The organism is Pseudomonas sp. MC6, from assembly GCF_054790575.1.
Genome location: NZ_CP186504.1, coordinates 540366 through 560898, shown reverse-complemented (window position 1 = coordinate 560898; position 20533 = coordinate 540366). Strand labels below are relative to the sequence as shown.

Here is a 20533-nt window from a genome sequence, read left to right as displayed (position 1 = left end):
CATTCAAAGTGCGTAGGAACGCTCCTGAAGCCGAGCTTAACAGGCATCCGGCCTGCGGTTGAAGCGATGCGTCAGCTAAAGCTTTCGAGAAGTAACGGGTACAGCGAAATCACCAACAGCGCCGCCATGCCCCAGTTGAACACGCGCAACCAGCGCGGATCCTTCAGCACATTGCGCAACAACGTACCGCAGGCCGCCCAGACGCCGACACTCGGCAGGTTGATGATGGCAAACACCGCAGCAATCACCACGACATTGGTGAAATAGCCCTGCATCGGTGTGTAGGTGCTAATGGCGCCGATGGCCATGATCCACGCCTTGGGATTGACCCACTGAAACGCAGCCGCGCCGAGGTAGCTGATCGGCTTCGCCTCGCCTTCGGCACTGTCACCGACAGGTCCCGAGTGAGCGATTTTCCACGCCAGATACAGCAGATATGCCGCGCCGACATAGCGCAGAACCGTGTAAAGAATCGGATAGGTCTGGAACACCGCGCCAAGGCCAAAGCCCACGGCCACGACCAGAACGAAGAAACCGCAAGTAATCCCGAGCATATGCGGGATGGTGCGGTTAAAGCCGAAATTCACCCCCGATGCCAGCAACATGGTGTTGTTCGGTCCAGGTGTAATCGAGGTGACAAGGGCAAACAGGGCAAAGCCCAACAGCAGGTCAAGCGAGAGGGTCATGGCAGGCAATCCATCAGGGTCATTCAGGTGTTGACCCTATCCCACGCCGCCCGGCAAGCCCACGGACAGTTGGGTAAAACTTCAACCAGTACAGTTTGTTTTCAGCTAGGACGACCGTGCAGCTGTACGGCACGTTCGGCACTCATTTCAGCTTTCTTGTCGAACCGGGTCTGACCGAGCAATTGCGCTTTTTTCGCGTGATATTCGTCGAAAGACAAGCCGCTGCGATTCAGTGCTTCCATCGCCAATTCGCGGGATTCTTCATCGGTGTAAGGGCGCAGTTCCGGTGAAACATGTCCGGCACAACCGGCGAGTACGGAGACAGCGAGCAACAGGGAAACAGTCAGTAAACGATTCATGGGAGCGTCCTGGCGAGCAATGGGAGTCGATGGACAAAGGCTACGCCCGGGCACGCTCGCGCAGAAATCAACGCTCTCAATAGTGGCTATCAGGAATTCGACACAAACCGCCGCATATCTCCTAACGATCTATAAATATCAATTAACGTTCTTTTACGGAATAACAAACTGCCTTTATAACTCCATCCATGCGCTGAGCACTGTTGCTCCAGCAACTGTTGCTCAACCAACACCGATTCAACAAAGCGCCTCGCTGCTCACAGGGGCGACCGCCACGCTAACGCTCAACGCTTTGTAAACCGGGGCTTGCAGGAATTGGTACAGCGCTTGCTCAGACCCGGTGACTCATTCACTGCTCGCTGAGCAACTGTTGAAAAAAGGAACTGATCATGTCGCGTCCCCTGAAAGTCGTCGCCCTCTCCGGCGGCACCTGGCGTCCGTCCCGTACTTTGGTGCTGACCCAGGCCTTGCTCGCCGACCTGGCCGGCCACCTGACCATCGAAAGCCATTTGATCGAACTCGGTGATATCGCCCGCCCGCTCGGCGGCGCGCTGTCGCGTCAGGAACTCAGTGCCGAGGTTGAAGCCGAGTTGCAGGCCATCGAACAGGCCGATCTGCTGATCGTTGCCGCGCCGGTTTATCGCGGTTCCTACCCGGGCCTGCTCAAGCATTTGTTCGATCTGATCGACCTCAACGCATTGATCGACACGCCGGTGCTGCTGGCCGCCACCGGCGGCAGCGAACGCCATGCGCTGGTCCTCGATCACCAGTTGCGCCCGCTGTTCAGCTTCTTCCAGGCCATGACGTTGCCGATCGGTGTGTACGCCACCGAAGCCGACTTCGCCGATTACCAGATCACCAGCGAACTGTTGAAGGCGCGCATCCGTCTGGCCGCCGAACGCGCCGCGCCGCTGTTCGCCACGCAAATCAAACCCTTGCTGAAGATCGCTTAAGGAGCCGTTCATGGATGTTTTCTGGTTCCTGCCGACCCACGGCGACGGCCACTATCTGGGCACCACCCAAGGCGCTCGCCCGGTCACGCTCAACTATTTGAAACAAGTCGCCCAAGCGGCTGACAGCCTCGGCTACCACGGCGTATTGATTCCCACCGGGCGTTCCTGCGAAGACTCGTGGGTCATCGCCTCGGCACTGGTGCCGTTGACCGAGCGTCTGCGTTATCTGGTGGCGATCCGTCCGGGGATCATCTCGCCGACGGTGTCGGCGCGCATGGCCGCAACCCTCGATCGACTGTCCAACGGCCGTTTGCTGATCAACGTGGTGACTGGCGGCGATCCGGACGAGAACCGTGGCGACGGCAGTTTTCTCAGTCACGCCGAGCGCTATGAAGTTACCGATGAATTCCTGAAAATCTGGCGCCGCGTGTTGCAGGGCGAGGCGGTGGATTTCGACGGCAAACACCTGAAGGTGCAGAACGCCAAAGCCCTCTATCCGCCCGTGCAGAAACCCTATCCGCCGCTGTACTTCGGCGGCTCCTCCGATGCCGCGCATGATCTGGCTGCCGAGCAAGTCGATGTCTATTTGACCTGGGGCGAACCACCGGCCGCGGTCGCGGAAAAACTCGCCGATGTGCGCGAACGAGCGGCGCGGCATGGCCGCCAGGTGAAGTTCGGTATTCGCTTGCATGTGATCGTGCGCGAGACCGCCGAAGAAGCCTGGAAAGCCGCGGACAAACTGATCGAACACATCAGCGACGAGACCATTGAGGCGGCGCAGAAATCCTTCTCGCGCTTCGACTCCGAAGGCCAGCGGCGCATGGCAGCGTTGCACGATGGCCGTCGCGACAACCTCGAAATCGCCCCCAACCTGTGGGCCGGTGTCGGTCTGGTGCGCGGCGGTGCCGGGACGGCGCTGGTCGGCGATCCGCAGCAAGTGGCGGCGCGGATCAAGGAATACGCGGATCTGGGCATCGAGAGTTTCATCTTTTCCGGTTACCCGCATCTGGAAGAGGCTTACCGCTTTGCCGAGTTGGTGTTCCCGCTGCTGCCCGAGCCTTACGCCAGTCTGGCCGGGCGTGGTGTGACCAATCTGACCGGGCCGTTTGGCGAAATGATTGCCAATGATGTGTTGCCCACAAAAGCCTCGGCGTAAACCGGATCTCTTGTGTAGGAGCTGCCGCAGGCTCGGGCCGCGATCGGACGATCTTTTGATCTTAAAAACAACATCAAAAGATCGCAGCCTGCGGCAGCTCCTACATGGGCAGTTTGAATTCAGGAGTGTTGGTGTGACCGCCAAACCGCAAAGTACTTTGTTATCCCCGCTGCAGACCGCCCGCCAACTGGCCGCCGAGTTTGCCCTGACCGCCGTCGAACGTGACGAACGTGGTGGCACGCCGAAAGTCGAGCGTGATGCCCTGCGTGACAGCGGCCTGCTGGCCCTGAGCATTCCCACCCGCTACGGCGGCCTCGGCGCGAGCTGGAGCGAAACCCTGCAAGTCGTTCGCGAGTTCGCCAAGGTCGACAGTTCGCTCGCCCACGTGTTCGGCTTTCATCACTTGATGCTCGCCACCGTGCGCCTGTTCTCGCGGCCGGAACAATGGCAGCCGTGGTTCGAACAGACCGCGCGGCAGAACTGGTTCTGGGGCAATGCGCTCAACCCGCTCGACACCCGCACCGTGGTCAAGGATCTCGGCGGCTGGCGCGAATTTTCCGGGAAGAAAAGTTTCTGTTCCGGCGCCAGCGATTCACAGATGCTGATCGCTTCGGCGGTCGATGAAAGTGCTGGCGGCAAGTTGCTGATCGCGGCGATTCCTAGCGGCCGCAGTGGCATCACCCTGCACAACGACTGGAACAACATCGGCCAGCGTCAGACTGACAGCGGCAGCGCCACGTTTGAACGGGTGCGCGTCGAAGAGTCGGAACTGCTCCTCGATCCCGGTCCGCTGAGCACGCCGTTCGCCTGCTTGCGACCGTTGATCGCGCAACTGACGTTCACGCATATGTTTCTCGGAATTGCCGAAGGCGCCTTCGAAGAGGCGCGGCAGTACACCCTCAGTGAAACCCGGCTCTGGCATAAATCCTCGGCGCGCGATGTGCGTGAGGATCCGTACGTACTCGCGCATTACGGCGAGTTCTGGGTGGCGCTGGAAGGCATTCGCCTGTTGGTCGAACGCGCCGCGGCATTGCTCGATGAGGCCTGGGCCAAAGGCGCAAATCTCAGTGCCGAAGAGCGCGGCCATGTCGCCACCGCGATTGCCACGGCAAAAGTCGCCGCCAGCCGCCAGGGTCTCGATATTTGCAGTCGTCTGTTCGAAGTGACCGGCGCGCGCTCAACCCACGCGTCCCTGCGCCTCGACCGTCACTGGCGCAATCTTCGCACGCAAACCCTGCACGACCCGCTGGATTACAAACTCCATGAGTTGGGCGACTGGGCGCTGAATCAGTCGCTGCCGGTGCCGACCTTTTATTCCTGACCTGCCTGCATTTGAACTAAAAAGAAGGACGAGCCCATGCAACTGCTGACCCTACCGCCCTCTCCCGCGCTCGCCACGTCGATCCGCGCCACCGCGCAGGTATTCGAAGACCCGAAGTCCCAGGCCCTGCTCGCGCATTTGCAACAAGTCGCGCCGAGTGAAGCGAGTGTGCTGATCATCGGCGAAACCGGGACTGGCAAAGAGCTGGTGGCGCGGCATATTCATAACCTCAGCAATCGCCGTCATCGGCCGTTTATTGCGGTCAATTGCGGGGCGTTTTCCGAATCGCTGGTAGAGGCGGAATTGTTCGGTCATGAAAAAGGTGCGTTCACCGGCGCACTGAGCGCCAAGGCCGGCTGGTTCGAGGAGGCGGACGGCGGCACGTTATTTCTCGATGAGATCGGCGATCTGCCGATGGCGATTCAGGTGAAGTTATTGCGGGTTTTGCAGGAGCGCGAAGTGGTGCGACTGGGCTCGCGCAAAAGCATTCCTATTGATGTACGAGTTCTGGCGGCGACCAACGTGCAGCTGGAAAAAGCCATCAACGCCGGCCATTTCCGCGAGGATCTGTATTACCGCCTCAACGTGGTCAATCTGGAGCTGAGCCCACTGCGCGAGCGTCCCGGCGATATCCTCCCGCTCACGCGCCATTTCATCGAAGCCTACAGTCAGCGCCTCGGTTATGGACGCGTGAGTATCAGCCCCGGCGCCGAGCACAAGCTGCGCGCTTACAGTTGGCCGGGCAATATTCGCGAACTGGAAAACGTCATCCATCACACCCTGCTGATCTGCCGCAACGGCGTGATCGAACGCGATGATTTGCGCCTGTCAAACCTGCGCATCGATCGCCCGGACGATCATCACAACAGCGCCGATGATTCACCGGAAGCGTTGCTGGAACAGGCCTTTCAAAAACTCTTCGCGCAACAGGCCGGCGCTTTGCACGAGAAAGTCGAAGACGCCCTGCTGCGCGCAGCGTATCGCTTTTGCCATTACAACCAGGTGCACACCGCAGCACTGCTCGGTCTGAGCCGCAACGTCACCCGCACGCGTTTGATCAAAATCGGCGAACTGGCGGTAAACAAGCGGCGACTCACGGAAAACCTGCAAGGCGAACGCTTGATCCAGCTGTCGATCTAGCCCACCAGGTGGCAGTGCAGCGCATCGTCGTGGCTGCGGGCGATGCTGCTCAGCACCTGGAACGAATTGAAGGTGATGGTTTTCGCCTGATGGGTATGAATCAGTTGCCAGAAATCCTGCTCGCCGCTCTCAAAGCTGCGAAATGCCGCCTCTCCCGCCTCGCGGGACTGCCATTGGAGAAAACTCAGCACGCGCCGGCCGTCATCGCTGGCCTGCACACTGGCGCTGACAAAACCCTCGTAGCGCTGAGCCAGACGCTCGGTTTGCCTCGATAGTGCGGTCACCAGCGCAGGTTGTTGGCGTGGTTCGATTTCAAATTCGATCAATTGGGTAAAACTGCAGTTGTTCATGGAAAGCCCCCACTCAGCGTAAGACGAGCCTTGCGACTCGAAGACCTGCAGGGTAAAACCTCTAGTTAAGTCAAGGTCAAGAGCTGTCTTCAGATGATCAGCAAAGAAAATGTGCACAAACAGTTAACGGTTGGCGAAGTCGCAGCGCGCAGTGGCGTCGCCGTCACCGCTCTGCACTTTTATGAATCCAAAGGCCTGATCAAGAGCCAGCGCAATGCAGGCAATCAGCGACGCTATCCACGTGAAGTGCTGCGCCGGGTGGCCTTGATCAAGGTTGCGCAGCGGCTGGGGATTCCACTAGCGGAAATTGGCGAGGCGCTGAAAATCCTCCCGAATGATCGGGCGCCCAGCGCGACCGACTGGAATATCCTCTCGCAGCAATGGCGCCGCGAACTGGATGAGCGGATCGAGCAATTGACCCTACTGCGCGATCGGCTCAATGGCTGCATCGGTTGCGGGTGTCTGTCGATGGAGGCCTGCCCGCTGCGCAATCAGGGCGATGTGCTGGGTGAAAAGGGGCCAGGGCCGCACTTTCCCGAAGACTGACGCTCGTCGGGCAAAAATTTGCACGGCGAAGACGGTTCTATAGTGAATCTTCCACAAATCCGGTGGAGCCACATCTCATAGAACAAAAATCAGGGAGAACGTCATGAGCGTCAAACCCATTCCCGAGGGGTATCACAGCATCACCCCGTATCTCGGCATCCACAAAGCCGCCGAGGCCATCGATTTCTATAAAAAAGCCTTCGGCGCCACCGAAGTCATGCGCCTGGCCATGCCTGACGGCGGCATCGGTCACGCCGAACTGCGCATTGGTGACAGCGCGATCATGCTCGGTTCGCCATGTGATCAGGGGCCGTTGAGCAGTCCGGATCAAGCCGTGTCGGTTGGTTTGCATCTGTATGTGACCGATGTCGACAAGTCGTTTCAACGGGCGCTGGACGCGGGAGCGACGACTTTGTCCGAGGTCAAGGATCAGTTTTACGGTGATCGCAGCGGGACGTTGAAGGATCCGTACGGGCATCTGTGGTTTCTCGCCTCGCGCAAGGAGGATCTGACTGAAGAGCAGATCAAGCAGCGGGCGATGGAGATGTTTAGCCAAGGCTGATTTTTTCTGTGTGTTCAATGGCCTCATCGCGGGCAAGCCCGCTCCCACAGGGTTTTGTGGTTGGACATAGATCGTGACCACACCAAAGATCCCTGTGGGAGCGGGCTTGCCCGCGATGGGGCCGGAACGGCCAACACCCATCACACTTCATGAACCTGCCCACCACGCTTTGCCCCTTGCCGCAAACGCCGGACGATTTCAGGATGCAGCCAACCAGAACCCTGAAAAAGGATCAGCCCGATGTTTGCCGGATTCCGCAAAGACCAGCACCACGTCAACGGCGTCGACATTGCCTACCGCCTCGGCGGCAGCGGCCCGGGCCTGTTGCTGTTGCACGGGCACCCGCAGACCCACGTGATCTGGCACAAGATTGCCGAACAACTGGCCGAACACTTCACTGTGGTCGCCGCCGACCTGCGCGGTTACGGTGACAGCAGTCGCCCGGTGGCCGATGAGTTGCACATAAATTATTCGAAACGCGAAATGGCCCGCGACAATGTCGAGCTGATGCAGTCGCTGGGCTTCGCGCAGTTTTCTATCCTCGCTCACGACCGTGGCGCACGAGTCGCCCATCGGCTGGCGCTCGACCACCCCGCCGCCGTGCAGCGCATGATGCTGCTGGACATCGCGCCGACCCTGTCGATGTACGCACAAACCAACGAAGCCTTCGCCCGCGCCTACTGGCACTGGTTCTTCCTGATCCGTCCGGCGCCACTGCCGGAAACCTTGCTCGAAGCCGATCCCGAGAGTTATCTGCGCAGCGTGATGGGCAGTCGCAGCGCCGGGCTCAAGCCGTTTACCGATGCAGCCTTCGGCGAATACCTGCGCTGCCTGCAACAACCGGGCAGCGCCCGTGGCATCTGCGAAGACTATCGCGCCAGCGCCGGCATCGATCTTGTGCACGACCGCGCCGACATCGCTGCCGGGCATCATCTGAATCTGCCACTGCGCGTGTTGTGGGGCGCCGAAGGCACGGTCGGACGCTGCTTCGATCCGCTCAAGGAGTGGCAGCAAGTGGCGACCAACGTCAGCGGCCTGGCCGTGCCCGCTGGCCATTACATTGCCGAAGAAGTCCCCGAACTGCTGCTTGGCGAAGCACTGGCCTTTTTGCGCTGAGCCGAGCCGCAAGATCTCAGTGCTATGCTGGCGGCGTCTGCCGCCGCCAGTGTTCGTTTTGACATGTCCCAGAAGAAAGACACCGTGCCCCTGCCCGAAGACCTGCGTGTGCTGCTCACCGTAATCCGCAAGAACGGCTTTGCGGCTGCAGCGGATGAACTTGGCCTGTCACCGGCCTACGTCAGCAAACGCATTCAGATTCTTGAAACCACCCTCGGCACTCGCCTGCTGCACCGCACCAGCCGGCGCGTCTCGCTCACCGAGGATGGTGAACGCGTGCAGCGCTGGGCATTGCGCATTCTCGATGATTTCCAGCAACTGCACGACGAACTGTCCGACGCCCACGACAGCCCGCGTGGGCGTTTGCACATTTGCAGCAGTTTCGGTTTCGGTCGCAATCACGTGGCCCCGGCGGTGTCGTTGCTGGCCGAACGTTATCCAGAACTGGAGATTCGCCTCGACCTGTTTGACCGGGTGGTGGACATCATCAATGAAGGCTTCGATCTGGAGATCCGTGTCGGCGACGACATTCCCGGCCAGCATATTGGTCGGCGTCTGGTCAGCAATCGGCGCGTGCTGTGCGCCGCCCCCGGTTATCTGCAACGTCGCGGCACGCCGCAAACATTGGACGACCTGCAGCAACACGATTGCCTGGTGATCAAGGAGCGCGACAACGCCTTCGGCATCTGGAATCTGGATCGCGATGGCGGGCAAGAGGGCGTGCGGGTCAGCGGCCCCTTGTCGTCAAACAACGGCGAGATTGTTTTGCAGTGGGCGCTGGACGGGCGTGGGCTTTTGTTGCGCTCGTTGTGGGATGTGAAGCCGCTGCTGGACCAAGGACGCTTGGTGCAGGTGCTGGACGATTACAGCCAGAGCGCCAATGTCTGGGCGGTGTACCCGACGCGGCTGGCGCATTCGGGGAAGTTGCGCGCGTGTGTGGAGTTTTTGCAGGCGCATTTCAAAAGCCTGTCGCTGTAACCCGAAACAACACAAAACCCTGTAGGAGTGAGCCTGCTCGCGATAGCGGTGTGTCAGACACAACAATTCTGACTGATCCGCCGCTATCGCGAGCAGGCTCACTCCTACAGGGGATCAGCGGTGGGTCAGGAGAGCCACGGGTTGTTGGCCAGGTGTTGGCGTTCGAAGGTTTTGATCTGCTCGCGCCGTTGCAGGGTGCTGCCGATGGCATCCAGTCCCAGCAGCAACGCGGTTTTACGCAGGGTATCAATCTGGAATTCGATCACCGTGCCATCCGCCAGGCCAATGTGTTGGGCCTCCAGATCAATACTGATCCGCGCCGTTTCAGCCTGACCGACAAGCTGTCCGATACGTTGCACCTGCGCTTCTTCCAGGGTGATCAACAACACCCCGTTACGCTGGCAGTTGTCGTAGAAGATCCCGGCAAAACTGCTGCCGATCAACGCGCGAATGCCCATCTGCTGCAAGCCCCAGACCGCATGTTCGCGGCTGGAACCGCAGCCAAAATTCGGCCCGACCAGCAGAAAACTTGCGCCCTGCCACGCTGGTTGGTTCAAAACGAAATCGGGGTTGGGGCTGCCATCGCGCAGAAACCTCAAATCGAAAAACAAGCCGCGATCGAGTCCATGGCGATCAATGCCTTTGAGGAACTGCTTGGGCATGATCACGTCAGTGTCGACATTGGCCGCCAATAACGGCGCGGCCTGACCGCTGACCTGGGTGAAAGGTTGCAGGCTCATGAGCGTTCTCCAAAGTGGCGGATATCAGTGAGTCGACCGCTTATCGCAGCGGCGGCGACCATCGCCGGGCTCATCAAGTGAGTGCGGGCGCCAGCGCCCTGACGGCCTTCAAAGTTGCGGTTGGTGCTCGACGCGCAACGGTCGCCGGGGGCGAGGACGTCGTCGTTCATCGCCAGGCACATCGAACAGCCGGACTGCCGCCATTCGAACCCGGCGTCGATAAAGATCTGCGCCAGCCCTTCGGCCTCGGCCTGCGCGCGAACTTCGCTGGAGCCGGGAACGATCATCGCCCGCACATGCTCTGCCACTTGCTGCCCGCGCACGACGCTGGCGGCATCACGCAGGTCTTCGATTCGCGCATTGGTGCACGAACCGATAAAGGCATGGCTGATGACGATATCGCTGAGCGCCATGCCCGCTTCCAGGCCCATATAGTTGAGGGCGCGGCGCATGTCCTGACGCAGGATCGGATCGCTGATCGCTTGCGGATCCGGGACTCGCGCACCGATCGCGGCAGCCTGATCGGGGCTGGTGCCCCAGGTGACCATCGGTTCCAGCACACTGGCATCGAGGCGAATCTCGCGGTCAAACACCGCGCCCGGATCACTGCGTAATTCGCGCCACTTCTCCACGCCCCGCTCCCACAACTCGCCTTGCGGCGCTCGCGGCTTGCCCTTGAGATAGGCGAAGACCTTTTCATCCGGCGCCATGAATGCGCCGCGCGCGCCGGCCTCGACGGCCATGTTGCAGATGGTCATGCGCGCTTCAACGCTCAAGGCATCGATGGTCGAGCCGCAGAATTCAATGGCGTACCCGCTGGCCCCGGAAGCGCCGATGCGGCCGATCAGGGCCATGATCACGTCTTTGGAGGTCAGGCCCGGCGCCAGATCGCCCTCCACGGTCACGCGCATGCTTTTCAGACGTTTGTAGACCAAGGTCTGCGAGGCCAGCAGATGCTCGATCTCGGACGTGCCGATGCCGAAACCGAAAGCGCCGAGTGCGCCATAGGTAGTGGTGTGGCTGTCGCCAGCGGCGATGACCATTCCCGGCAAAATGAACCCTTGCTCCGGGGCGATCACATGTTCGATGCCCTGACGTTTGTCGAGGATGTCCAGCAACTCGATGCCAAAGTCCCGGCAGTTCTCCGCCAGATACGACACTTGCCGCGCGCCGCCCGCATCAGGCATTGCCGCGATGCGCACAGGCGTGGTCGGGTTGACGTGATCGACCACCGCCAGCGCCGTGCCCGGCCGCCAGACCTCGCGCCCGGCCGCGCGCAAACCGCTGAAGGCCTGCGGGCTGGTGTATTCGTTGATCACCTGACGATCGATATACAGCAGGACATGGCCCTGATCGTCGAGGCAGCACACCGTGTGCGAATCGATGTGTTTGTCGTAGAGGGTTCTGGCGGTCATCAAGGCGCTCACTCAGAGAAATCAGGTGATTCCCATGATAGGCAGCGCGGGTCGGCCATCAATTGGCAGAGAGTGATGGCGTGGATCATGAATCGTGTTTGATCGGCCGGACCGCAAAATTCTGTAGGAGCTGTCGAGTGCAACGAGGCTGCGATCTTTTGATCTTGTTTTTAAAGATCAAGATCAAAAGATCGCAGCGTGCCGCAGCTCCTACAGTGGGATCTCGTCACACCCTGCGAATTGGGAAACATTTGCTTTCATATCATCTTTCGGGATTTTCCGCGCTCATCCGTCCTATATAGATGCAGGCCGTTCGCGTAGGCAAAAGCCACGTCCGGTCTTTCAGGGTCCCCGTGCTGCGAAGCCCGTAGCCACGCGCCCTTTCACCGCTATCAAGACGCGCAATCATGTCGAAGAAATCCCGCTCCAAACTGTGGTTCCTCGTTCATAGCTGGCTGGCGCTACCGATCTGGTTCTTTGTCCTGATCGTCTGTGTCACCGGCACACTGGCGGTGGTCAGCCAGGAAATCGTCTGGCTGGCCAACCCGCAGATGCGCGCCAGCCAGCCTGCCGACGATGCGCCGCTGCTCAGCTATGACCAGGTTCTCGCCGCGATCAAGAAGGCCGAACCGCAAACGGTCGTGCAGAGCATCAGCCGCCCCGACGAATCGCATTTCGCCCTGGACGTCGAGGTCAGCTACCCCGATGGACGCGCGCAGACCGTTTATGTCAATCCGTACACCGGCGTAATTCAGGGCGGTGCACCGGACTTCAACTTCAAAGCCTTCACCCGTGCGCTGCATGGCTGGTGGCTGGTGCCGTTCACCAATGGTTACAGCTGGGGCTGGTACCTGGTGTCGTTCCTCGGTCTGCCGTTGCTGGCCTCGCTGATCACCGGACTGGTGGTCTATAAACGCTTCTGGAAGGGTTTCTTTAGCCCGACCCTGCGCTTTCGCCACGGTGCGCGGATTTTCTGGGGCGACTTCCACCGCCTGAGCGGTATCTGGTCGATCTGGTTTATTGCGGTGATCTCGGTCACCGGCACCTGGTTCCTGATCGAAGCGATGCTGTTCGATAACCACATCTCCATCTCCAGCGAGCCGATCATTCCGGCGATGGCCCGTGAAGCCGTGCCGATTTCGGCTGACGGCACACCACCGCCGCGCATCAGTCTGGATCGTGCTATCGAAGTCGCCCAACAGAAAATTCCCGGCCTGGAAGTCAGCTTCGTCAGCTTGCCGGGGAACGCCTACAGCCATATGAGCCTCGGCGGCCGTGGCTGGTATCCGCTGATGTTCCAGACCGCGACGCTCAACCCGTTCAACGGGGACGTGGCGGCTTCGCGTCTGTTGTCCGATCGCACTTCGCTGGAGTTCGTCACCGAATCCATGCGTCCCCTGCATACCGGTGATTTTGGCGGGCTGTGGATCAAGCTGATCTGGTTTTTCTTCGGCCTGTTACTGAGCATGATGGTGCTCAGCGGCTTGTTGATCTGGACCAAACGCACCGCGCTGGCCACGGCCAATGCACTCAAGCGTGAGTCGAAGAAATCCCGCGTTCAGGCGCAACCGGCCATGAACCGTGAAGCGTCGGAGGTCAACCTGTGAGCAAGTCCACTGCTGCGCCGCAACCGTCGCGCCTGAGCCTGTTCTGGTACAAATGGCGCTTTCACATCAACGTGCTGTTGCTCCTGATCCCGCTGGGCTTCATGCCCAAGTACTTCGCCGACGCCGCACTGTTTCGTGGCGACATCGGCCTCGGGGAACGGGACGTCGGCGAAGTCACCGTCGGTCCCTGGAGCCTGCGCCTGGCCGAGTTGCGCAACGAAGCGCCGCGCCTCGAAGGCCCGGCCGGCCATATGAAAGGCTTCAACGCCGCCCTCTGCGATGCCTGCATCGACCAGGTCAAAGCCACCTACCTGCGTATCGGCAAACCCCGCAGCCTGCGCGCCGCCGGGGTGATTTTCTTCGGTACGCCCTACCGCATGGGCGCGCAATTGCCAGTGCCGGAAAAAACCAAAACCGACGCCGAACTGTGGATCACTATGGAAGGCTGGGACGGCAGCATGCATCAGGCTTCGATCCCTCTGAGTCAGGCCTCTCCCGCCACCATTGCCTGGTTGAACCAACAAGGAGCCAAACGATGATCCGCCCGCAACGCTCTTTCCGCCTGCGGCTGAGCGCCGCATTGCTGGTGCTCGGCGCCGGCCTCAGTACCAGCGCTCTGGCGCATAACCCGATGTGCGAATGCAAAGCCATCGACGCCGAGCAGATCAAATGCACCGGTGGTTTCTCTGACGGCAGCGGTGCGCCGGGTGTGACCCTTGATGTGATCGGTTATGACGAAACCATTCTGGTGCCGGGCAAGCTCGGCGCCGATTCCACGCTGACGTTCAAGAAGCCTGGCGCCGAGTTTTACGTGCTGTTCGACGCCGGTCCAGGCCACGTGGTGGAAATCGACCAAGCGGATATCGAAGCCCCATGAGCACGCCAACCACACAAATCGTGCGTCCGGCCGGTGCCGGTCATGAAACCCTCAATGTGCTGCTGTTGTGCCTGCTGATTCTGGCGCTCGCCGGATCGGTCGTCGCGTGGCGCGGGGTTTCCCATGAACCGGAGCCGGTGGCGACAAATCAACTCGACGCGCGCCGCGACCTCAGCGCTTCGGAACAAGGCATCTACGCCGACCTGCGGGTGACCCTCGACGAAATCCGCTTGCTGCGCGAAGAACAGCAAGCCCTGCCGACACCGCAATATCTGGCCGACGAAGGCTTTGCGCCGTTTGCCCAGGATGCGAGTTCGGTCAGCCGTGGCGGTCATGCCTGGCAGATGCTGGCGGGCAGCGCCTATTTCGGTCATAGCCAGAACACGGCGGTTGCCGGTTCGTTCGTGATGTTGCTGAGCGCCGACGACAAGGCTGCGCCCGATATCTGGCTCAACCGCGACGCCAATCTGACAGCGCCGACCGAACTGACTGAAGCCGCCCTGTCCGCTGCTGGCTGGAAACAGATTGTCGCGCAATACGATGCCGGGGTTACCCGCGAACATCGCCATTGATTCCTCGCCCTCATCCGAGAGAAGACCGTTTGCCCATGTCTATTTCATCGTCTCGCCGTCCATTGTTGCGTCTGTTTCTGCTCGGCCTCTGCGCCTGCCTGCTGAGCCCACTGGCCGCCGCCGATCAGGCCAAACGCCTGCGCATCGGCATCACCCTGCACCCCTATTACAGCTATGTGGCGAACATCGTCGGCGACAAGGCCGAGGTGGTGCCGCTGATCCCGGCCGGTTTCAATCCGCATGCCTACGAACCGCGGGCCGAGGACATCAAACGCATCAGCGGGCTGGACGTGATCGTGCTCAACGGTGTCGGCCATGACGACTTCGCCGACCGCATGATCGCCGCTAGCGAAACGCCGAACATCAAGACCATCGAAGCCAACGAAAACGTACCTCTGCTGGCCGCCACCGGGGTCGCCGCACGCGGCGCCGGCAAAGTGGTGAACCCGCACACGTTCCTGTCGATCAGCGCCTCCATCGCTCAGGTCAACAACATCGCCCGCGAACTGGGCAAACTCGATCCGGACAACGCCAAGACCTACACCCAGAACGCCCGCGCCTATGGCAAACGCCTGCGGCAGATGCGCGCCGATGCCCTGGCCAAACTGACTCAAGCGCCGAACGCCGAACTGCGCGTGGCCACGGTACACGCCGCTTACGACTATTTGCTGCGTGAGTTTGGCCTGGAAGTGACCGCCGTGGTCGAGCCGGCCCACGGCATCGAGCCGAGCCCAAGCCAGTTGAAGAAGACCATCGACCAGTTGCGTGAACTGGACGTGAAAGTGATCTTCTCGGAGATGGATTTCCCCTCCACCTACGTCGAAACGATTCAGCGGGAATCCGGCGTGAAACTGTACCCGCTGTCGCACATTTCCTACGGCGAATACACCGCCGACAAGTACGAAAAGGAAATGACCGGCAACCTCAACACCGTGGTGCGGGCGATCCAGGAGTCGGGCGCATGACTTCCAGAGAAAACCTTTCCCCGAAAAACACCGAATCCCCTGTGGGAGCGAGCCTGCTCGCGAAGGCGTCGGTCCAGGCAACATCTTCGTTGGATGACATACCGCTATCGCGAGCAGGCTCACTCCTACAGGTTTTGGGGCCGACTCTGGATTTTGCGGGGATTTGTCTGACGCTGGGGCGCACGACGATTTTGGACAAGGTCACCTTCCAGGTGCAGCCCGGCAGCGTACATGCCCTGGTCGGCCCTAACGGTGGCGGCAAGAGTTCGCTGATCAAGACCCTGCTCGGACAGATGCCACACCAGGGCCAACTCAGCCTGCAATGGCCCGGCGAACCCGGCACCATCGGTTACGTGCCGCAGGCGCTGGAATTCGATCGCGGTCTGCCAATGACCGTCGACGACTTCATGGCCGCCATGTGCCAGCGTCGCCCGGCGTTTCTCGGTTTGAGCAAGCGTTACGCCGGTGCCATCGGTGACGCGCTGGAACGCGTCGGTATGCAGGACAAACGCAAGCGGCGCATGGGCGCGCTGTCCGGGGGTGAACGGCAGCGTGTTCTGCTCGCACAAGGCTTGATTCCGGCGCCGCAATTGCTGGTGCTGGATGAGCCGATGTCAGCCCTCGACGAAGCCGGGATTCAGGTGTTCGAGCGCCTGCTCAATGACTGGCGCGCGGCGGGTATCACCGTGCTGTGGATCGAGCACGATCTGGAAGCGGTCGGGCGCCTGGCCGATCGGGTCACTGGCCTGAACCGACGTGTGCTGTTCGATACCACGCCACAACAGGCGCTGACCCCGGAACGACTGCTGACGCTGTTCTCGACCCATCCACGGAGCGCTGCCTGATGAGTTACGAAGCCTTTCGTTTGATGGTGCAAGGCTGGGCCTCGTCCGGTTATCTGCCGGAAGCACTGGCCTACGGTTTTGTGGTCAATGCATTGCTTGCCGGCCTGTTGATCGGCCCGGTACTCGGCGGCCTCGGCACGCTGGTGGTGGTCAAGCGCTTCGCGTTTTTCTCCGAAGCGGTGGGCCACGCTGCGCTGACCGGTGTAGCCATCGGCATCCTGCTCGGCGAACCCTACACCGGCCCCTATGGCAGCCTGTTCGGTTACTGCCTGCTGTTCGGCATTCTGCTCAATTACCTGCGCAACCGCACCGGTCTGGCGCCGGACACCTTGATTGGCGTGTTTCTGTCGGTGTCGCTGGCACTCGGCGCGAGTCTGCTGTTGATTCTGGCGGGCAAGATCAACGTGCACATTCTCGAGAACGTGCTGTTCGGTTCAGTGCTGACGGTCAACGGTAACGATCTGGCGGTGCTGGCCATCGTCGGTTCCCTGGTCATGGCTCTGGCCCTGCCGCTATACAACCGCATCATGCTCGCCAGCTTCAATCCGCAACTGGCTGCAGTACGCGGGGTGGCGGTGAAAACCCTGGATTATCTGTTCGTGATTCTGGTGACGCTAATCACCGTGGCCGCGGTGAAAGTCATCGGTGCGATTCTGGTCGGCGCGCTGCTGGTGATTCCAGCGGCGGCGGCGCGTTTGCTCAGTCAGTCGCTCAAGGGCTTCTTCTGGTGTTCGGTGCTGATCGCCACGGTCAGCACGTTGTGCGGGATTCTTGCGCCCATCGTGTTCGATCTGCCGATTCCATCCGGCGCCGCGATCATTCTGGTCGCCGGCATTGCCTTCGCCCTCGCCGCCATTGCGCGCGGGGTTGTCCCGAGTCTGAAAGGGAATCTTGGATAAATGACTTTTTCACTGCGACAACTGACCTTGGCCATGACCCTGTGCGGTGTGGTCTGCTCGCCGTTGATGGCCGCCGAAAAAGCTAAGCCGCTGCAGGTACTGGCTTCGCTGCCGATCACCTTTGGCTTGGCGGAAGCGCTGCTCAAGGGCACTGATGTCAATCTCGAACGCGCGGCGCCAGCGAACCTGCCGGGCAGTCGTCAGAGTGCCTACTTCACAGGGCGTGGCGCTCCGGCCCTGAGCAAACTGGCAACCGGTGCCGATGCTGTCATTGGTGTGCGCTCGCTGTGGCCAGATGATCAGTTGTACCCGATCGCCCGCCGCAGCAATATCCGCATCGTTGAAGTTGATGCGGCGCGCCCGATCGACGGCGCCCTGCCGGGCATTGCCGTACAACCGGATCTGAAGGTCGACGGCTTGAACAGCCAGCCTTGGCTGGCCAGCAACAACATGGGACGCATGGCGGATGTGATGGCGGCGGATCTGGTGCGCCTGGCACCGAGCGCCAAGCCGAAAATCGAGGCCAACCTGGCGACGTTGAAGCAGCGTTTGTTGAAGCTCAGCGCGGATAGCGAAGCGCGTCTGGCCAGTGCGGACAATTTAAGCGTCATGAGCCTGAGCGATCACTTCGGTTATTTGATCGGCAGCCTCAATCTGGAGCTGATCGGCGAGGATCCGCGACCTGATACCGAGTGGACGCCAGAGGATCTGAAAAAGCTCACGGCAACGCTCAAGGACAATGATGTCGCGGTGGTGCTGCATCATCGGCAGCCATCGGACGCGGTGAAAGCGGCAATTACCGAGTCGGGCAGTCATCTGGTGGTGTTGAGCACCGATGCAGCGGATCCAGTGGCGGAGCTGGAAGGCAATGTGGATTTGCTGTTGAAGGGTTTGAGCGGGGCTTAATTTCAGCTGAAACCGCGTTATCGTTCATCGCGAGCAGGCTCACTCCTACAGGGGGAACGCATTCCAAATGTGAGAGCGAGCCTGCTCGCGAAGAGGCCAGCCCGGACAACACCAATCCAAGGCAAGAAAAAAACCCGCTGACTGTTTCCAGTCCAGCGGGTTTGTTTTTGCCCGGCCGTTTATTGCACGGCGGCCTGCCCTTCCATCTTCTGGCGCAGGCTCAGCGGACGCATGTCAGTCCAGACTTCTTCGATGTAGGCCAGGCATTCCTTTTTCAGGCCGCTCTTGCCCACGGTGCGCCAGCCTTGCGGCACGGCTTTGTAGTCCGGCCAGATCGAGTATTGCTCTTCGTGGTTGACCACGACCTGAAAGAGGATGTCCTCGCGGTCGAATACTGACGTCATGCTGGTTCTCCATCGTTGTAAGGTGGGCTGCACGAGGGGTGCAGCCGGGTATGTAGAAAGAACGTTCGGCGCGGCGAAAAATTTACAGCGACGCGGTGGCGGCGGCCAAAGCGCGACCGAAGATTTCCGCAACATGGTCGATTTCAGCAGCGGTAATCACCAGCGGCGGCAGGAAACGCACCACCGCGCCATGCCGGCCGCCCAGTTCCAGAATCAACCCACGCTTGAGGCATTCGCGCTGCACCAGCGGCGCCAGTCGCGCAAACGCCGGTGGATGACCGAGCGCATCCAGTGGGCCGTTCGGCTCGACCAGCTCTACCCCGAGCATCAGCCCACGACCCCGAATATCACCCATTTGCGGGAAGTCGCGCTGCAGGATGCGCAGGTGCTCACTGAGGCGCTCGCCCATGGCAGCAGCGTGTTCGCAGACCTTGTGCTCAACCAGATAACGCATTACCGCAGAGCCTGCCGCCATCGCCATCTGATTGCCACGGAACGTGCCGGCGTGCGCGCCCGGCTGCCAGGTGTCGAGCCAGTCGCGATAGACCACCACGGCCAACGGCAGGCTGCCGCCGATGGCTTTGGACAACACCACCACATCCGGAGTGATACCGGCATGTTCGAAGGCAAACATCTTGCCGGTGCGGGCAAAACCGCTCTGAATCTCGTCGACGATCAGCGCCACACCGGCCTTCTCGGTGATCCGACGCAAGCCGCGCAACCACTCGATGTCTGCCGGAATCACCCCGCCCTCGCCCTGCACCGCTTCGACGATCACCGCCGCTGGCAATTGCACGCCAGCCTCGGGATCGTTGAGCAGGTTTTCCAGGTAACTCAGGTTAGCCTTCACGCCAGCTGCGCCACCGAGGCCGAACGGGCAACGGTAGTCATACGGGAACGGCATGAACTGCACGCCGTTGCTGAGCAAGGCGCCCAGCGGCTTTTTCGGCCCCAGGCTGCCCATCAGGCTCAATGCGCCCTGGCTCATGCCGTGATAACCACCGGAGAACGACAGCACGGTGCTGCGTCCGGTCGCCGTGCGTACCAGTTTCAATGCCGCCTCTACGGCATCGGTGCCGGTCGGCCCGCAGAACTGGATTTTCGCTTCAGCCGCGAGGGCCGATGGCAGCAGACCGAACAGATCCTGGACGAACTGATCTTTGACCGGAGTGGTCAGGTCGAGGGTGTGCAGTGGCAATTCATCGGCCAGCACCTGCTGGATCGCTTCGATCACCACCGGGTGATTATGCCCCAGCGCCAGCGTGCCGGCCCCGGCGAGGCAGTCGATGAAAGTGCGCCCTTCAACGTCTTCGACATACAGACCTTTGGCGCGCTTCAGTGCCAATGGAATGCGTCGCGGATAGCTGCGCGCGTTGGATTCCTGCCGGGCCTGACGGGCGAGCAATGGCGATTCGTTGAACTGGTACAGCGTTTCGGCCGGCGCCGAGGTAACCCGGGCCGACGACTCTTCGATAAGGCTGGTGGCGACTGACATCTCTCGACCCCTCAATTGGCTATGGATAGTGACCAAAACAGCACACCGGACAGGTGCGCATTCCGATCGCGGGGCGCACTTGCAGGTTTTCCTGTTCTGGAAACGCTTAAGGGGCCCGAGGATTTAGCCCGTGATCGAGTTGTCAGCCCGATGCTACCAGCGACTTGTGCATGGGCAGGGTCTGCAAGCCGTTGCATTCGAGGGGCGGCGCTGACTTGTGATAGCCCAGACGCCGATAAAATGCCTGGCCGGTGTGCGTGCTGTTGAGATCAGCGTGAGAAACACCGCGAACCCGTAACCAGCCTTCCAGATCCAACATCAGCGCTCGCCCGACGCCCCGGCGAAATGACTCTGGCTGGACATAACACAGCAAAATGTCGCCGCTGGCCCGAGCCATGCCGACACCGACCGGTTTGTCCGGCAATAACGCAATGCAGAGGTAGAAGTGCGGATCGGCCAGTCGAGCACTGATGAAGTCGGCGGTTTGCAGGCCGATCCATTGGCTGACGAGTGATAGATCATTACGGTGATCGGGCGCACAACCGATGCGGATCGAACGCTCGATGATGCGGCTGATGATGCTGGCGTCGGCCAGTGTGGCCGGACGAATACAGATGGGTGCTTCCATGGCGCAGTTCCCT

24 protein-coding genes are annotated in these 20533 nt (G+C 60.6%); 16 read left to right on the top strand and 8 right to left on the bottom strand.

Features of this window, described 5'->3' with window-relative positions; genetic code table 11:
* Window positions 1-71 precede the first annotated feature (71 nt).
* Both ACOYXE_RS02655 and ACOYXE_RS02650 read right to left on the bottom strand, forming a co-directional pair.
* On the bottom strand, window positions 72-686 hold the full coding sequence (locus ACOYXE_RS02655; RefSeq protein ID WP_460927579.1) for a LysE family translocator: 615 nt from the start codon (window positions 684-686) through the stop codon (window positions 72-74).
* 101 nt (window positions 687-787) lie between these two features.
* Window positions 788-1045: a hypothetical protein gene (locus ACOYXE_RS02650; RefSeq protein WP_016985420.1), complete on the bottom strand. Its 258-nt coding sequence runs from the start codon at window positions 1043-1045 to the stop codon at window positions 788-790.
* Between the two features lie 389 nt (window positions 1046-1434).
* Between ACOYXE_RS02650 and msuE the strand changes: the two genes are divergently transcribed.
* From msuE to ACOYXE_RS02630, 4 genes are all read left to right on the top strand, one after another.
* Window positions 1435-1998, top strand: coding sequence for an FMN reductase (msuE, locus tag ACOYXE_RS02645; RefSeq protein ID WP_460927576.1), 564 nt, complete (start codon window positions 1435-1437; stop codon window positions 1996-1998).
* Between the two features lie 10 nt (window positions 1999-2008).
* A complete protein-coding gene (ssuD, locus tag ACOYXE_RS02640; protein WP_160058847.1) occupies window positions 2009-3154 on the top strand; it encodes an FMNH2-dependent alkanesulfonate monooxygenase in 1146 nt (381 codons plus the stop codon).
* 133 nt (window positions 3155-3287) lie between these two features.
* Entirely contained in the window at window positions 3288-4475 is a 1188-nt protein-coding gene (locus tag ACOYXE_RS02635; protein WP_460927574.1) for an acyl-CoA dehydrogenase family protein, read from the top strand.
* A 36-nt stretch (window positions 4476-4511) separates the two neighbouring features.
* Window positions 4512-5615: a sigma-54 interaction domain-containing protein gene (locus ACOYXE_RS02630; protein WP_034155172.1), complete on the top strand. Its 1104-nt coding sequence runs from the start codon at window positions 4512-4514 to the stop codon at window positions 5613-5615.
* Here ACOYXE_RS02630 and ACOYXE_RS02625 read toward each other — a convergent pair.
* Window positions 5612-5965 (bottom strand): antibiotic biosynthesis monooxygenase, encoded by a 354-nt coding sequence (locus ACOYXE_RS02625; RefSeq protein WP_160058849.1) that lies wholly within the window; start codon window positions 5963-5965, stop codon window positions 5612-5614. The two genes, ACOYXE_RS02630 and ACOYXE_RS02625, sit on opposite strands and share 4 nt — an antisense overlap.
* Before the next feature lie 93 nt (window positions 5966-6058).
* Here ACOYXE_RS02625 and soxR point away from each other — a divergent pair, with 93 nt between their 5' ends.
* The 4 genes from soxR (at window position 6059) to ACOYXE_RS02605 (ending at window position 9167) form a co-directional block, all read left to right on the top strand.
* Window positions 6059-6511 carry a redox-sensitive transcriptional activator SoxR gene (soxR, locus tag ACOYXE_RS02620; protein WP_460927572.1) on the top strand — a complete coding sequence of 151 codons (453 nt, stop codon included), beginning with the start codon at window positions 6059-6061 and terminating at the stop codon, window positions 6509-6511.
* 103 nt (window positions 6512-6614) lie between these two features.
* Window positions 6615-7073, top strand: coding sequence for a VOC family protein (locus ACOYXE_RS02615; protein WP_460927570.1), 459 nt, complete (start codon window positions 6615-6617; stop codon window positions 7071-7073).
* Between the two features lie 240 nt (window positions 7074-7313).
* Entirely contained in the window at window positions 7314-8189 is an 876-nt protein-coding gene (locus tag ACOYXE_RS02610; RefSeq protein ID WP_160058852.1) for an alpha/beta fold hydrolase, read from the top strand.
* Window positions 8190-8252: 63 nt separating this feature from the next.
* Entirely contained in the window at window positions 8253-9167 is a 915-nt protein-coding gene (locus tag ACOYXE_RS02605; protein WP_202982142.1) for a LysR substrate-binding domain-containing protein, read from the top strand.
* A 125-nt stretch (window positions 9168-9292) separates the two neighbouring features.
* Here ACOYXE_RS02605 and leuD read toward each other — a convergent pair whose 3' ends face one another.
* Both leuD and leuC read right to left on the bottom strand, forming a co-directional pair.
* A complete protein-coding gene (gene leuD / locus ACOYXE_RS02600; protein WP_160058854.1) occupies window positions 9293-9907 on the bottom strand; it encodes a 3-isopropylmalate dehydratase small subunit in 615 nt (204 codons plus the stop codon).
* On the bottom strand, window positions 9904-11322 hold the full coding sequence (gene leuC / locus ACOYXE_RS02595; protein WP_405123158.1) for a 3-isopropylmalate dehydratase large subunit: 1419 nt from the start codon (window positions 11320-11322) through the stop codon (window positions 9904-9906). Before leuC ends, leuD begins: the two co-directional genes overlap by 4 nt.
* A 407-nt stretch (window positions 11323-11729) precedes the next feature.
* Here leuC and ACOYXE_RS02590 point away from each other — a divergent pair, with 407 nt between their 5' ends.
* From ACOYXE_RS02590 to ACOYXE_RS02555, 8 genes are read left to right on the top strand one after another with little or no spacing between them, the layout of a single operon-like run.
* Window positions 11730-12929 (top strand): PepSY-associated TM helix domain-containing protein, encoded by a 1200-nt coding sequence (locus ACOYXE_RS02590; RefSeq protein ID WP_160058856.1) that lies wholly within the window; start codon window positions 11730-11732, stop codon window positions 12927-12929.
* Entirely contained in the window at window positions 12926-13468 is a 543-nt protein-coding gene (locus ACOYXE_RS02585) for a thiamine pyrophosphate-binding protein (RefSeq protein ID WP_460927566.1), read from the top strand. Before ACOYXE_RS02590 ends, ACOYXE_RS02585 begins: the two co-directional genes overlap by 4 nt.
* Window positions 13465-13806, top strand: a complete 342-nt coding sequence (locus tag ACOYXE_RS02580) for a hypothetical protein (RefSeq protein WP_460927564.1) — start codon at window positions 13465-13467, stop codon at window positions 13804-13806. The genes ACOYXE_RS02585 and ACOYXE_RS02580 overlap by 4 nt, the downstream gene beginning before the upstream one ends.
* Entirely contained in the window at window positions 13803-14378 is a 576-nt protein-coding gene (locus tag ACOYXE_RS02575; protein WP_160058859.1) for a DUF6162 family protein, read from the top strand. The genes ACOYXE_RS02580 and ACOYXE_RS02575 overlap by 4 nt, the downstream gene beginning before the upstream one ends.
* A gap of 35 nt (window positions 14379-14413) precedes the next feature.
* Window positions 14414-15343, top strand: coding sequence for a metal ABC transporter substrate-binding protein (locus ACOYXE_RS02570; RefSeq protein WP_460927562.1), 930 nt, complete (start codon window positions 14414-14416; stop codon window positions 15341-15343).
* Window positions 15340-16188, top strand: coding sequence for a metal ABC transporter ATP-binding protein (locus ACOYXE_RS02565; RefSeq protein ID WP_460927560.1), 849 nt, complete (start codon window positions 15340-15342; stop codon window positions 16186-16188). The genes ACOYXE_RS02570 and ACOYXE_RS02565 overlap by 4 nt, the downstream gene beginning before the upstream one ends.
* Complete coding sequence (locus ACOYXE_RS02560; RefSeq protein WP_007917717.1) at window positions 16188-17087, top strand: metal ABC transporter permease; 900 nt, start codon at window positions 16188-16190, stop codon at window positions 17085-17087. The genes ACOYXE_RS02565 and ACOYXE_RS02560 overlap by 1 nt, the downstream gene beginning before the upstream one ends.
* Window positions 17088-17993: a metal ABC transporter substrate-binding protein gene (locus ACOYXE_RS02555; protein WP_405123153.1), complete on the top strand. Its 906-nt coding sequence runs from the start codon at window positions 17088-17090 to the stop codon at window positions 17991-17993.
* Between the two features lie 179 nt (window positions 17994-18172).
* Here ACOYXE_RS02555 and ACOYXE_RS02550 read toward each other — a convergent pair whose 3' ends face one another.
* From ACOYXE_RS02550 to ACOYXE_RS02540, 3 genes are all read right to left on the bottom strand, one after another.
* Window positions 18173-18397: an MbtH family protein gene (locus tag ACOYXE_RS02550; protein WP_160058863.1), complete on the bottom strand. Its 225-nt coding sequence runs from the start codon at window positions 18395-18397 to the stop codon at window positions 18173-18175.
* Between the two features lie 82 nt (window positions 18398-18479).
* Window positions 18480-19892: an aspartate aminotransferase family protein gene (locus ACOYXE_RS02545; protein WP_160058864.1), complete on the bottom strand. Its 1413-nt coding sequence runs from the start codon at window positions 19890-19892 to the stop codon at window positions 18480-18482.
* A gap of 142 nt (window positions 19893-20034) precedes the next feature.
* Complete coding sequence (locus ACOYXE_RS02540; protein ID WP_160058865.1) at window positions 20035-20520, bottom strand: GNAT family N-acetyltransferase; 486 nt, start codon at window positions 20518-20520, stop codon at window positions 20035-20037.
* Window positions 20521-20533 lie beyond the last annotated feature (13 nt).